Source organism: Bifidobacterium actinocoloniiforme DSM 22766 (genome assembly GCF_001263395.1).
In the GTDB taxonomy this organism is placed as follows: Bacteria; Actinomycetota; Actinomycetes; order Actinomycetales; family Bifidobacteriaceae; genus Bombiscardovia; species Bombiscardovia actinocoloniiformis.
This window is the reverse complement of record NZ_CP011786.1, coordinates 1250965-1264219: the sequence shown is the minus strand read 5'-3', so window position 1 is coordinate 1264219 and position 13255 is coordinate 1250965. Positions and strand designations below refer to the sequence as shown.

At 64.6% G+C, this 13255-nt stretch carries 10 protein-coding genes; 4 read left to right on the top strand and 6 right to left on the bottom strand.

The features are described 5' to 3' along the window. Positions 1 to 234: 234 nt before the first annotated feature. The 4 genes from AB656_RS05240 to AB656_RS05225 all read left to right on the top strand — a co-directional run bounded on the left by AB656_RS05240 (position 235) and on the right by AB656_RS05225 (position 5113). Positions 235 to 537 carry a phasin family protein gene (locus tag AB656_RS05240; protein ID WP_051905388.1) on the top strand — a complete coding sequence of 101 codons (303 nt, stop codon included), beginning with the start codon at positions 235 to 237 and terminating at the stop codon, positions 535 to 537. Between the two features lie 195 nt (positions 538 to 732). Beyond that, on the top strand, positions 733 to 2496 hold the full coding sequence (locus AB656_RS05235; protein WP_081924915.1) for an ABC1 kinase family protein: 1764 nt from the start codon (positions 733 to 735) through the stop codon (positions 2494 to 2496). 82 nt (positions 2497 to 2578) lie between these two features. Next, positions 2579 to 3853: a glycerophosphodiester phosphodiesterase family protein gene (locus AB656_RS05230; RefSeq protein WP_081924914.1), complete on the top strand. Its 1275-nt coding sequence runs from the start codon at positions 2579 to 2581 to the stop codon at positions 3851 to 3853. Between the two features lie 375 nt (positions 3854 to 4228). Beyond that, complete coding sequence (locus tag AB656_RS05225; RefSeq protein WP_414630303.1) at positions 4229 to 5113, top strand: DMT family transporter; 885 nt, start codon at positions 4229 to 4231, stop codon at positions 5111 to 5113. A 159-nt stretch (positions 5114 to 5272) separates the two neighbouring features. Here AB656_RS05225 and upp read toward each other — a convergent pair whose 3' ends face one another. From upp to AB656_RS05195, 6 genes are all read right to left on the bottom strand, one after another. Beyond that, positions 5273 to 5911 carry a uracil phosphoribosyltransferase gene (gene upp, locus AB656_RS05220; protein WP_033503995.1) on the bottom strand — a complete coding sequence of 213 codons (639 nt, stop codon included), beginning with the start codon at positions 5909 to 5911 and terminating at the stop codon, positions 5273 to 5275. Between the two features lie 144 nt (positions 5912 to 6055). After that, complete coding sequence (locus AB656_RS05215; protein ID WP_051905386.1) at positions 6056 to 6787, bottom strand: histidine phosphatase family protein; 732 nt, start codon at positions 6785 to 6787, stop codon at positions 6056 to 6058. A 12-nt stretch (positions 6788 to 6799) separates the two neighbouring features. Further along, positions 6800 to 8212: a hexose-6-phosphate:phosphate antiporter gene (uhpT, locus tag AB656_RS05210; RefSeq protein ID WP_201777318.1), complete on the bottom strand. Its 1413-nt coding sequence runs from the start codon at positions 8210 to 8212 to the stop codon at positions 6800 to 6802. Between the two features lie 465 nt (positions 8213 to 8677). Further along, positions 8678 to 9421: a hypothetical protein gene (locus AB656_RS05205; RefSeq protein ID WP_033503996.1), complete on the bottom strand. Its 744-nt coding sequence runs from the start codon at positions 9419 to 9421 to the stop codon at positions 8678 to 8680. Beyond that, on the bottom strand, positions 9411 to 10472 hold the full coding sequence (locus AB656_RS05200; protein WP_033503997.1) for an NUDIX hydrolase: 1062 nt from the start codon (positions 10470 to 10472) through the stop codon (positions 9411 to 9413). Before AB656_RS05200 ends, AB656_RS05205 begins: the two co-directional genes overlap by 11 nt. Positions 10473 to 10524: 52 nt before the next feature. Continuing rightward, entirely contained in the window at positions 10525 to 12762 is a 2238-nt protein-coding gene (locus AB656_RS05195) for an RNA degradosome polyphosphate kinase (protein WP_033503998.1), read from the bottom strand. Positions 12763 to 13255: the final 493 nt, after the last annotated feature.

Below are 13255 nucleotides of genomic sequence, written 5' to 3'. Positions count from 1 at the left end.
CTATTCATTTTCACCGACGGGCGGGTGGAATCCGTTTCCCGCTGGATTCCACTCCATGCAGCCCATACGTTCACGAAATCAGGGGTTTGAATCCGGCAAATTTTCACGAAATCAAGGGTATGGGCTGGTGGTGAGGATGGGGAGGGCTGAAACGGGTGAGGGGGTTGGGAGCGGCTAGACTGGAGGAACGGGCTGCGGGTCTAAGGCGCGCGGCGGTAATCGAGGAGGTCTGTGATGAGCGAATTGAATTTAGGGGATGGGCTGCGCAAGGTGATGCTGGCGGGCATCGGCGCGCTGGCGACCGGCGTGGAAAAGAGCCAGGAAATCGTGGACCAGCTGGTCGAAAAAGGCGAGCTGACCGTGAACCAGGGCAAGGAACTCAACACCGAGCTCAAGCGCAAGGCAGCGGCCAACCGCCAGGAAGCCAAGGACGAGCGGGCCGCGGCTGACGCCAAGGCCCAGGCGGAGACTCAGTCCGGGGGTTCGATGCCCACGCCGACGCCCGGCGCGGTCTACAACATCAAGACCGGGTGCTGATAACCGAGTACTGACAAGAGCGTCGGCTGGGGCGCGGCGGTTCGCGCGGCCAGGAAGGGCGGGCCGCGCGAATGAGCGCTGCTTGAAACGGCCGGGAGCCAGACGGAACCCGCCAGGCGAGCCCAGGCCGCGAACCAGTGGCAGGTAGTAGGTAGTGAACGTAGGCGGCGGCTACGCGTAGGAAGGGGTCAAGCCATGTCTCAAAGCGGCGAGGACGCAGGCTTCCCCGGCCCTAAAAGGTCCGGCCAGGGGCTGGACCGAGGCCAGTCGGTGCCCACAATCGGGCTCTTCGGTCTGAACGCTGGCAGGGGGGAAGAAGGGGTGGACGGCATCAAGCCCAACCACCGTTCCCGGCTCAAGCGCTTGCGGCAGATTGGGCGCATCGCCGCCCGCTTCGACGTGATTCACGGGCTGACGCCGGTGACCATGAGGCTCATGTTCGAGGCGCTGGGGCCCACATTCGTCAAAATGGGGCAAATCCTCTCCATGCGCTCCGAAATCCTGCCCGAGGCTTTCTGCCGGGAGCTCTCCAAGTTGCGCGCCGATGCCGACCCCATCCCCTACGCCACCGTGATGGATACGCTGGCGCAGGAATACGACGAGCCGCTCGACCGCATTTTCGCCTCGATCGACGCCACGCCGCTGGGTTCGGCCTCCCTGGCCCAGGTGCATCGGGCGCGGCTGGTGACCGGCGAGGATGTGGCGGTCAAGGTGCAGCGGCCCGGCGTGCGCGAGACGATGGTGCAAGACATCGACATCATGCGCTCCTTCGTGAAGTGGGCGGGGCGGCTGGCTCCCAGGCGGTCCCAGGTGGTGGACATCAAGGGCATGGTCGAGGAGCTGTGGCAGACCTTCCAAACCGAAACGAACTTCGTCGACGAAGCGCGCAATCTGGTCCAGTTCCGCGAATTCTGCAAGCCATACGCCTATATCGACTGCCCTAAGCCCTACCCGCGCTACTGCACCGAGCACGTGGTGGTGATGGAGTATGTGGACGGCATCTCCGTGGCCCACCCAGCCCAGCTGGTGGCCGCCGGGTACGACTTGGGCGAAATCGGCACCAAGCTGGTCGACAACTACGCCACGCAAATCCTGGACGCTGGCTTCTTCCACGCCGACCCGCACCCGGGCAACATCATCATCCGCGAGGGCAAGATCGTGCTGATCGACCTGGGCATGGTCGGCCGCCTGGACGTCAAGACCCGTTCGGTCCTGAAAGACATGATTTTCGCGGTGGGCAAGGAGGATTCGCCCGCGCTGGCCGAAGGACTCCTGCGCTTTACCGGCACCGCCGAGACCAGGCCCGACGACTACTCCACCCTGCTGAGCGACCTGGACGCGATCGTGGAGGAGTTCGGCAAGGTGGATCTGGCCGACCTGGACATAGCCGAATACATCAACTCGCTCATGCAGTTGGCTCAGCGGCACAACATCAAGGTCCCCAGTTCGGTGACGATCGTGGCGCGTTGCCTGGTCACGCTCGAAGGTCTCTTGGATGAGTTCCTGCCCAATGCGAACATGGTGGAGATCATCGCCCAGCACCTCACCTCCTCGGTGAGCGTGGAGGACCGTCTGAAACAGGGCGGTAAGCAGTTGGGGTTGGAGTCGAACGCGGCCCTGCATGGGCTGCTGGGGGCGCTGTCTGAGTCGCGCACCGCCTCCCGGATGCTCACGCGAGGCCAGATGCGGCTCAATATGCAGATCGTCGGCTCTGAAGAGCCCCTGCGGCAGCTGTCCGATATGGTCAACCGCCTGGCTATGGCGCTGATTGTGGTGGGGCTGTACGTGGGTTCGTCCATCGTCTATTTCGCTCGAATCAAACCGTTCGTCTTCGGCATCCCGCTGGTGGGGCTCCTGGGCTACGTGGTGGCCTTCATCCTCTCCGTCTGGATCGTATTCGACATTTTGATTAAGAACCGCGCCTCCAAGCGCCGCCAGACCCGCCACAAATCCAGCTGAATTCCGGACCGGGCCAAGCGGCCTGCCAGGTTGCCGGCTGGGCTGCCGTCGCCGTTCGCTAGGATGGGAACGGAGGTGCGCAATGGGGAGTGTTGCACGGATCGTCTCGGCGGGGAAAGCATTAGCAGGGGTCGGCTTGGCTGTGGGCGCGGTCGGGGTGTGGGCTTTGGCCCCCCGGCCCGAGGCCGCGCGCCGGCTGCAAGGGGCCCTTGGGCTGCCTCAAGCTTGCTACGCCCACCGGGGGCTGCACGATGCTGGGTCCGGGTTGGAGGCTGACCCGTCCAAGGACGACGCTGGTGAGCGTGAGTACGTGGCTCTGGCCCGCAGGATTGTTGGTGGGGATGGGGCGAGGCGCGTCAGCGGGCATAAGGCGGTGCCCAGGGGGCTCGCTGACCGCAGTCCGCGCGGGGCGGGGGCGCGGAGGACCTCGCAGTCCGAGGCGGTCACTCAGGAATTGGCCCTGGTTGGATTGAACCCTGACGCGGCTCATGCCCGGAGCGCTGATGGGACAGCAGCTGGCCTGGGCGTTGACCCTGAAGCCGGCGGTGGCCCGGCGGCGCAAGCGCCCCTAGCGCCGGAGAACTCGCTGCCCGCCTTCGCGGCTGCCTGCCAGGCCGGCTACGGGATAGAGCTGGATGTGCGCCTGACCAAGGACAAGCAGGTGGTGGTGGTCCACGACGACGATTTGCGCAGGGTGGCCGGCGACCAGCGGAAGGTCGCTGATCTGACATATGCGCAGCTTCGGGAGGTGACGTTGGGGCCTGCTCCCGTTGCTTCCAACGCTTCCGTCGGGTCGTCCCCCATGCGCGCGACGGGGCACCGCTACCACGCCAGGCATGCGGGACGGTCTGAACCCATTCATGTGCCCTTGCTGTCCGACGTGCTGGCCCTCGTGGATGGCCGTGTGCCGATTTTGGTGGAGTACAAGATGGGCAGCGCGCTGGACTGGGAGCTGATGGAGCGGACGGATGCCCTCCTGTCCGCTTACCCGGGTCCGTACCTGATTGAATCCTTCAACCCGTTGGCGCTGGCATGGTACCGCCGCCACCGTCCCACCGTCTGCCGTGGGCAGTTGGCCGTCCCCTACCACGGCAAAGTGCGGTCATCCGCTGATTTGGCCCGTGCGCTGGCTGGAAACCTGTTGCTGGACTGGCTGGGCCGTCCTGATTTCGCCGCCTACGAGTGGCACGGCGGCGCTGCCCCGCCCCTGCGCCTCTTCCGCGCCCTAGGGGGCGAGTCAGTAGCATGGACGCTACGCTCCGCGGAAGCTCAGAGCCAATCCCGCGCCAATTTCGATCGTTTCATCTTCGAGTCCTACGTTCCTGCGCGCCCGCTGCCCCTTGCCGGTCCGCGTTAAACGCCCCAGATTGCAGCGGCTTCAACCTGCCTTAGCCTCCCCTTTCTCCCTGTTCGAGGCCAGCTATTTTATCGATCTTTGGCCACGGTGAAACTGTACGTAATCTTTACCAAGGGAGGCGGCATGTTGTTACTTGGTTTTGCCTATAGTGAAGCTACTCCGCGAGGGGTGCCACGAGTCAACCGATTGCAGCGAACAGGTTGGGCGTAGATGAGTTTTCAATCAGGCGTACGGATTGTCAAGAGCGGTATGCGCGCGCTCCAAGGGGATGGGACCGGGATGGGCGGACGCTACCGCCTGCTGAAAGCTGGTTTTCGCAAGCTGTACCGGTACGTGCTCCTGTCTTTCCCGCCTAACTTGGCGCGGGTGCTGCTCATGTGCTGCGCGGCCTTGTGGGGCGGCTCCTACCTGATGGCCAAAGTCGCCATTCGCGCCATATCGCCCCAGTGGCTGATGGGGCTGAGGATGACTGGCGCCTGTCTGCTGATGATGCTCCTCTTCCACAAGCGGATCACCCCCCGCCTGACGCGCGCGATTATCCTGCCTGCGCTCGCGGTTGGCGGTACCTATTACGTGAACATGCTTTTGCAGACCGAGGGTTTGCGCATGATCGAGCCCGGCCGCTCCGCATTCCTGACAGCCTCTTACTGCGTGCTGACGCCATTCGCCATTTGGGCCATGTTCCGTCGTCGGCCCCGGCTGGTGAACCTGGTCGCGGCGGTGATTTGCCTGGTCGGCGTGGGCTTCGTGGCGCTGAAACCAGGTTCGGCCTCCCTTTCGCTGTCCTCCGGCGATTTGATGACCCTGGGCTGCGCGGCCTTCTACGCGGTTAACCTGGCGCTGATGGGCCACTTCACCCGCGTGTTCTCACCCTTGTCGATGACCTTCATGCAGTTCGCTGTGGCTGGGGTTTGCTTCCTGGTCGGCGCCCTGTTCACCGAGCCGCTCCCCTCGGCTTCCTGGTTCCAGACGCCGGTGGTGCTGAGCTTCGTCTACCTGCTCTTCGGCGCGACATTCGCTGCGCAGGTGATGCAGAACGTGGGCCTGGCGCATGTCTCCGCTTCATCGGCTTCGATTATCCTGTGCACTGAATCGCTCTTCTCGGTGGCCTTCTCGGCCCTCTTCATGGGCGAGCGAATCACTTCCACGTCTATGGTGGGCTTCGCGCTGATTTTCTGCGCGATTCTACTCTCGGTGGTCCGCTTCAGCCACCTTGTGCCCAAGCGCAAGCCCCGGCCTCAGGTTGTCTCGGTCGGTTGAGGCGCGGTCCTGTGCGCTCAGGGCGTTTTCGGGCCGCAATCAAGGCCTGGGGTGGCACGGTTCCAAGGCATAGGCGGGGAAACGACAAACGGGCCTGGTCTCCGCTGGGAGTCCGGGCCCGCTCAAGCCCCGCGCGGGGGCGGGTTGGTCTTACTGAGTTCAGTTGATGACGCCGTAGAGGCGGTCGCCGGCGTCGCCTAGGCCGGGCACGATGTAGGCGTGCTCGTTGAGCTTTTCGTCCACCGCGCACACCACGACCTTCAGGTTGATCTTCGGGTCCATCTCGGCTTTCAGGTGCTCAAGGCCCTCAGGGGCGGCCAGGATGTTGATTGAGGTGACGTCCTTGGCGCCGCGCTCGGCCAGGTAGTTGGTCGCGGCGATCAAGGTGCCGCCGGTGGCCAGCATCGGGTCGAGCAGGAAGCACTGGCGGCCGGAGAGGTCCTCGGGCAGGCGGTTGGCGTAGGTGATGATGTCGAGCGTGGATTCGTCTCGCTTCATGCCCAGGAAGCCGACCTCCGCCGTTGGCAGGAGGCGGGTCATGCCATCGAGCATCCCCAGTCCGGCGCGCAGGACCGGCACGACCATAGGCCGGGGGGCGGCAAGCTTCTTGCCGACCATCGGAGCCACGGGGGTTTCAATCGCCGCGTCCTCGATTTCCAGGTTGCGCGTGGCTTCATAGGCCTCAAGCATGACCAACTCGCTGGTCAGCTCGCGGAAGGTGTTGGAAGGTGTGTTCTTGTCCCGCAAAACGGTGAGTTTGTGCTCAATCAGCGGGTGCTGTAATACGTGGAGTTCCATACCTCCCAGCCTAGCGCACGGCATGCGCTTGGGACACAGCCCCGGCCCGGCTTGTGGGAGATCCAGGTGAAGACGCTGGTAATAAGCCAAAACCCCGGCCAGTCCGCCTGGTAGCGGACCGCCGGGGTCTGGGATCGGCTTGGGTTACTCCTCGCCACCGCGGTCGTAGTACTCCGAGGAGCACACGCGGCCGTGGATGGTGAAGGCGCCATCCTGGTAGGTCAGCTTGGTGACCGTGGCGTTGGTGGGGTCGGAGAAGTCCGTGCCGTGGTCCACCACGTAGAGGAACTGGCGGATGCTCAGGCCGGAGCTGATGACCAGGACGTTGCCCCAGCCCTCCTGCTCGCCCTTGCGCGCGATGCGGGTCATGGCCGCGTTCATGCGCTCCTGCACCTGGGCGGAGGTCTCGGCGCGGTCCTGGGCGGCCAGCGTGGTCTTGAGCACGTCCGCCTGGTCCATCTCATACAGGGCGTCCTGGATGTCGAGATGGACCTTGCTGCCGCGGTCCGCCTCGCCCTCCTCCATGGTCTTGTACCCCATGTGCTCGATCGCCGCCTGCATGGAGCCCGAGGTGCTGTGACCCTCGAAGGAGCCGAAATTGTCCTCACGTAGGTCCGGGTCCATCTGGATGGACACACCCTCGTTGCCCGAGCCGTCGAGCACGCCGCGGGCGGTCTCGTAATGGCGGGGCAGGGTGCCGCAGTAGGCGGCGGAGAACTCGATGCCGCGCATGCCCCGGCCCAGGCGGCGGATGATGCCCCGCCCCTCCTGGGTGACCGGGAAATCGGACCAGCCCTGCATGATGTCCATGATGTTGGACGTGGTCTGTGTGTGCCGGGCCAGGTAGATGGTGACCGGCTGGGATGCTGTAGTCATATTGGGTGACCCTTACTTATCGGTGGCGGCGAGTTTTTTGCGGGCGCGAATCTTCTTCTCCTCGTGGATGGCCACGAAGATCTGCAACACGAAGGAACAGGCGACGGCCAGGTAGAGGAGGGCGAAGGTGTCGTTCCAGCCGTGGAAGTTGTGTCCGAACAGGGTGATGCCGGAGGCGGTGGAATCGGCGATGCGGGCCAGGACCAGCTTTCCGGTGGAATCACCGAGCAGGTAGGCGAACGCGCCCAGGATGCCGCCAGCCAGGGCAGCCGCCTTCTTGGGGACGACCGCGAACTGGGAGATGGCGATCAGCACCTGGGGGCCGAACGCGAACATGCCGAGGAAGAAGAGGGAGACCATGACCGTGAATGGGGTCTTGGCGGCCTGGTAGACGGCCAGAGGGATGGCGGCAAGGCCCAGGTCGATCAGGGAGACCAGGCCGGGGCGGCCACCGAAGGCGTCGGAGATGGCGCCCCAGATCAGGCAGCCGACCAGCGAGCCCATGCCGAAGTAGAAGATTGCCTGGGCGCCGACCTGGTTGGAGAAGCCCAGCTGCTCGGTGACGCGCAAGGAGGACCAGTTGTCGATGCCCACGCGCAGCACGTAGGCGAACACATCCGAGAAGCACAGGACCCACACGAGCGGGTTGGTGAGCAGGTACTTGCGGAAGAGCTCCCAGGTGGAGTCGTTGGTGGATTCCTCGTCCTCGACCTTCGGCGGTTCGCCGAAGATCTGCTCGGCGGTGCCCCAACCCAGGTCCTCGGGCCGGTTCTTGCCTACGAAGAAGCAGATGAAGGCCACCACGAATGCCACGATCGCCGGGGCTATGAACATGCCGTAGACGTGACCGCCGAAGAAGGTCTGGGCGCACCAGAGGGAGAAGATGCCAGCCAGGCCGCCGCCGATGTTGTGGGAGGCGGACCAGGCGCCGTAGTAGCGGCCGTAGTTCTTGGAGGTGGTCCAGTTGAGGATGGTGCCGGCACAGGCGGGGCCAGCGGCGCACTGGATGACGCCGTTGACCGCCCACAGGGACAGGAACCAGCCGAACGGCACGCTGTTCATGGTGAGTAGGAAGCCCACGCACAGCACCAGGATCGAGGCGGCCAGCAGCATGATGGAGGCGACTTTTTTGTTGTCCTTGTTCGTGACGATGTAGCCGACGATGATCTTGCCGATGCCGTACGCCACCGAGAAGGCGAAACCGATGAGGCCGAGCTGCTGGGTGGTCAGGCCCATCTGCTGTTTGAGCAGGGGCTGGGCGGCTTTGAAGTCGTCGCGCACGAAGTACATGGTGCTGTACAGCAAGGTCACCATGAGGAAGGGCTTCATGAACTCGGTGAACCAGCGCTTGCGCTGGTCCGACAGCGGCAGGTCCACCTTGGGGACGTGCTTATCGAACGCCAAATCGAACGTGTATTTTGACACGGGGGTCAACCTCCTTGTAAACACCAATATCTTGGGTACATGACGGGCTTCGGCGTCCGACTGTGGACGTCTGCTGGCCTTCGGCTCCCTAGTCGATTGCAAGCGCTGTGAATCCAATGCCTCCGGGTTCATGGGGATGCGAGCCTGTCAATAGCTTTTAATGATAACGCTTGCAACATATCCGTCAAACCGGTGTCCAGGAGGGACCGCGAACGTTGGAAAAAGGGGTGAAACGTCGGACCGCGAAAGCGCCTGTCGGCGCAAACGCCGCTCGCGGCGGCAATAAATGGAGCCCGGGGCTTAAGCACGGCCCGACGCACTACCTATTCTACGCGGCCGCCAGTTGTGTGGGGTGTTACGCTCAGCGCCGCAAGCGCTGGGGCGCGGTAAAGGTGCCGGATGAGGTGGAGCCGGGGCGGTTGGCGAGGGTGGATGGGGTGGGTTTAGTCGACTTAAGTAACGACGTTACTCTAAGCGGCCCTGACGCCAGAGTCCGGCGGCTCGGGTGAAGTCCCGGGAGGTGGTCATGAGGGAGGAGACGGTCTTGCGGTCGGCGGACTGGGCCTTACCGGCCTTGCCGGCTGACTGAGCGGCCTGGAGGTGCTGGACCGACTGTGGGGCCTGGTCGAAGGTGGGAATGCCGGCTTGAAGGCCGCGGGCGATGACCTCGCAGAAGGCGGCGGCGCGCTCCAGGGCCAGGGCGAAATCGCCGGTGAAAGCGCCGGAGAGGATAGAGTCGGCGGTGCGAGCCATGGCGGCGGCATCGGGGGCCGCGTCCACGCCGGCGATGGCGGAGGCGGCCGTGTCCCTGGGCTCGCCGATCCGCCACAGGCGGCTGATCTGGTCGCCCTGCCGGCGCATCCAGGAACGCAGAAGGTAGAGCCGCCAAAGGGTGCCGGGCAGGGTGTCCGGGGCGGAGTCGGACCAGAGCTCGGCCACGATGTCCACGCCCTCGCGGTCGATTAGCGTCACCACCCGCTCCACTACTTCCGGATCGGTCGTGTGGTGGACTTTATCAAGTAATGAGGCGGCGGAGACATGGCTCATCTCATTGACTTCCTGAGGGTCCACGCCGCCGGAGACCTGCTCGGCGATCGCCGGGTCCAGCTGGCCGGGCCGGGAGGGGCGGGAGGCGCCGTGCGCGGCTACGAAGCCGGTGCGGGAGGGCAGGATGGAGGAGGAGCCGAAGCTGGAGCCGTTAGTAGACAATGGGTATCGCCTTCTGTATGTCGATGATTCGTGGGCTGTCCGCTCCGCGCGCGAAGTGGAGCGCCAGCGCCGTGCCGGTGGGCATGTAGGGGGAACTCTTGGCGAGGAGCCGGGCTATGCTCTTGGAGGCGCACAGGCCGCGCAGGTGGTCGAAAACGCCGCCTAGCACCGGCCGGTGCATACACACCAGTTTAGTGGACCTGGCGGTCAAGGCGTCCTCTATCAGCGCATCGAGCCAAGCGTAAGCATGGTCTGGCTGGGCGGCGAAGGCGGTCTCGGTCAGGCAATCCACCTCTTCTATCGGCTGACCGGTCTCGGCGGCGTAGGGGCGCACGGTCTGCAAGCAGCGGGTCCAGGGGGAGGAGAACAGGTCGTCCGGGGCCCAGCAGGCCAGCTCCCGATTCAGCGCATAGGCGGCTGCCGCGCCACGGGGGGTCAGGGGGCGCTGGGCGTCCTCCCCGCTCCACTCCTTGCGGGAGATGGACTTGCCGTGACGCACAATGATCAGGGTCGCGCCAGTCAGAGCGCCCTGTTCAACTTGGTCGACGAAGAGGTCCAGGATCTGCTTGTCGGACGAGTGGGTGAGCCAGGAGCGCGCCTGCTTGGGGCTCAGCCAGGCCACCTGGTCGACCTCGTCCGGGTCGGGGATGCTCACGTGGCCGATTACGGCCTGGAGGCGGTCGGCTCGGGCATGACCAGCCAGGCTGGCCATCCAGTAGACGATGTGCTTGCGTCGGCCGAGTCCGTGCGACCCCTTGCTCTTGCCCTCGTTGGACAGCGGGTATTCGGATTCGCCCAAGTAGGGGCCCAGGCGGACCACTCGACCGGTCTCTTCGCTCACCTCGCGGGCGGCCGCATGGGCGTGGGTCTCATGGGCTTCGAGCTTGCCCTTGGGCCAGGACCAGTCGTCGTATTTGGGCCGGTGGACCATGCACAGCTCCAGGCGCTTGAGCAGGGCGTGGGGGTCGGCCTGCACGCCCTGCCCGCTTGAGGGGTCACCCTGCCGCCAACGGTAGAGGATGGCACCGGCTGCTTCGACTGTCTTGCTCATCGGTCCTCCCAACCTTGCGCGTCCGCTGTAGTCGCTGCGCTTGAGCCTGCGCCTAGCGGTTCCTGCCGCCGCGCGAATGACGGTCTATCAGGTACTCCTGGCAGTCAACCAGCGGCCGCCCTTGGTCGTCGCGCGAGTGCCGCACGTAGGTGCCGTCCGCCTGCATATGCCAGGACGCGGTCGTGTCGGCCATTTGCAGGTCTAGGTACTTGATCAGCGAATCCACCTCGTCGGGGGCGGTGATGCGCACCAGGGCCTCGACTCGCCGGTCCAGGTTCCGGTGCATCAGGTCGGCCGAGCCAATCCATACCTCCGGGCCGGATATGGGGCCCTCGCCGATTTGCGGACCCTGGGAGTTGGCGAAGGCGAAGACGCGGGAGTGCTCCAGGAAACGTCCCAGGATGGAGCGCACGCGGATGTTCTCGCTCAGGCCTGGCACCCCGGGTTTCAGGGAGCAGATGCCCCGCTCCACGATGTCCACCTTGACCCCGGCCTGGCTGGCCCGGTAGAGGGCGTCGATCGTCCGCTCGTCCACAATGGAGTTGACTTTGATTTTGATCCACGCCTCGTGGCCTTCGCGCGCGGCCCGCTCCTCGCGCTGGATGCGGGCGATCAGCCCGGTGCGCACGGTGCGGGGGGCCACTAGGAGCCGGTGGAAGCTGGACTTGGGCGCGTAGCCGGAGAGCTGGTTGAACAGGCGGGTCAAGTCCTGACCCACCACCGGGTCGCAGGTCAGCAGGCCCAAGTCCGTGTAGGAGCGGGCGGTCTTCGGGTTGTAGTTGCCGGTGCCCACGTGGCAGTAGCGGCGCAGGCCGTCCGTCTCCTGGCGCACCACCAGCGAGAGCTTGCAGTGGGTCTTGAGGCCCACGATTCCGTAGACGACGTGGACCCCGGCGCGCTCCAGCTTTCGGGCCCAGGCGATGTTGGCCTCCTCGTCGAACCGGGCCTTGATCTCGACCAGGGCCAGGACCTGCTTGCCGGCGTGGGCCGCGTCCACCAGGGCGTCGATGATCGGCGAATTGCCGGAGGTGCGGTAGAGGGTCTGCTTGATGGCCAGCACTTGCGGGTCGGCGGCGGCCTGGGCCAGGAAGGCCTGGACCGAGGTGGAGAAGGAGTCGTAAGGGTGGTGCAGGAGGATGTCGCCCTCGCGGATCGAGGCGAACACGTCTTGCGCCTGGCTGGACTCCACTTGGGCGATTTGGCGGTTGGTGGTGGGGACGAAGGGGCGTAGCTTCAAGTCCGGGCGGTCGATGGATTGGAGCTCGTACAAGACGGTCATATCCAGGGGGGTGGGCAGGCGGTAGACCTCTTCATTGGTCACGCGCAGCTTGCTGGCCAGCAGCTGGGAGAGGAAGGGGGAAGCGGTGTCGGAGATCTCCAGGCGGATGGGCGGACCGAAACGGCGCTGGAGCAGCTCCTTTTCCATGGCGTTGAGCAGGTTCTCAGCGTCGTCCTCCTCCACGTCGATGTCCTCGTTACGGGTCACGCGGAAGGAACGCGCCTCCTTGATCCTCATGCCGGGGAAGAGGGACTCCAGGTGGGCGATGATCAGGTTCTCCATCGTGATGAAGCCGTAGCGCTCCTCGCGTCCTTCCTCGTCCGTCAGATCGTCCACGGCCACCAGGCGGGGGAGGTTGTCGGGGATTTTGACCCGGGCGAAGTGGGTCTTGCCCGAGGTCGGGTTCTCCACCAGCACGGCCAGGTTCAGTGAGTTGCCGGAGATGTAGGGGAAGGGATGGGCCGGGTCCACGGCCAGCGGGGTCAGGACCGGGAAGACCTGCCGGTGGAAGAAGCGGGAGAGTCGCTCCTGCTCGGGGGCGGTCAGGTGGTCCCACTTGAGCAGCACGATGCGTTCGGCGGCCAGGGCCGGCAGGATCGTGTCGATCGCGTAGTGCGCGTGCTCGTTCTGGAGCTTGTGGGCCTGCTCGGAGATGGCTCGCAGCTGCTGGCGGGGGCTCATGCCACTGGGGGCGGGCACCGCGATGCCGGTGTCGACGCGGCGCTTGAGGCCGGCGACGCGCACCATGAAGAACTCGTCCAAGTTCGAGGCGAAGATGGCAGCGAAATTGGCTCGCTCCAGCAAGGGGAGGGATTCGTCCTGGGCCATTTCCAGCACCCGCTTGTTGAACTTGAGCCAGGAGATCTCCCGGTCGAAGTAGCGGTCTTTGGGCAAGGGCTTGTCGTCGCCGGGCTCGGCTGGGCTTCGGCTGGGCTTATCGCTCTCCGCTATGTGCTCGGCGATTTGACGTTTGAGAATCGCCTGGGAGGGCGCATCGAATTTCTGAACCATACTATTGTACTGTATGCCCTGGGCTCCCGGCTTGCAAACACAAGGGACCACAAAGAGAAACGGCCCCCGAAGGAGCCGTTCTCACAAGGCTCGTATCCCTGAGCGGAACTCTTCACAACTTCATCGTTGCAACGGTAAGTGCCATTCTTCACATGCCCCCGTTCAACGTATCGGTCCTTGTGACCATACACTTTTGTGGGCTTCCGCTCTGTTCAATTTGCCTTGCAACTCCTATTATCGCAGGCTTTTCGGGCTTGGCAAGCGGGGCGGGGGAGCGTGCGCGGCGGTGCGGAAGTGTGCGGTGGCGTGCGGATGAACAGGGGGCTTTGCGGGTTTTGTGCGCTTGGGCCGGAGAATTGTGCGCACATGTTGCTTTTGGGGATGGGGCCGGAGGGAAAATGGCGGAATTCGCGGCGTGTCGCGGTTGGTGCCCACATTCGACCACATTGCTCGCGTAAGTTGGCGGCGTCAGAGGCGAGCGCGTGTAATCAAA

Excerpts from the sequence above, each read along its gene's own strand:
- AB656_RS05195 (WP_033503998.1), bottom strand. The coding sequence starts at position 12,762 with ATGGTTCAGAAATTCGATGCGCCCTCCCAGGCGATTCTCAAACGTCAA.
- AB656_RS05215 (WP_051905386.1), bottom strand. The coding sequence starts at position 6,787 with ATGACTACAGCATCCCAGCCGGTCACCATCTACCTGGCCCGGCACACA.
- AB656_RS05235 (WP_081924915.1), top strand. The coding sequence starts at position 733 with ATGTCTCAAAGCGGCGAGGACGCAGGCTTCCCCGGCCCTAAAAGGTCC.
- upp (WP_033503995.1), bottom strand. The coding sequence starts at position 5,911 with ATGGAACTCCACGTATTACAGCACCCGCTGATTGAGCACAAACTCACC.
- AB656_RS05240 (WP_051905388.1), top strand. The coding sequence starts at position 235 with ATGAGCGAATTGAATTTAGGGGATGGGCTGCGCAAGGTGATGCTGGCG.
- AB656_RS05200 (WP_033503997.1), bottom strand. The coding sequence starts at position 10,472 with ATGAGCAAGACAGTCGAAGCAGCCGGTGCCATCCTCTACCGTTGGCGG.
- AB656_RS05230 (WP_081924914.1), top strand. The coding sequence starts at position 2,579 with ATGGGGAGTGTTGCACGGATCGTCTCGGCGGGGAAAGCATTAGCAGGG.
- AB656_RS05225 (WP_414630303.1), top strand. The coding sequence starts at position 4,229 with ATGTGCTGCGCGGCCTTGTGGGGCGGCTCCTACCTGATGGCCAAAGTC.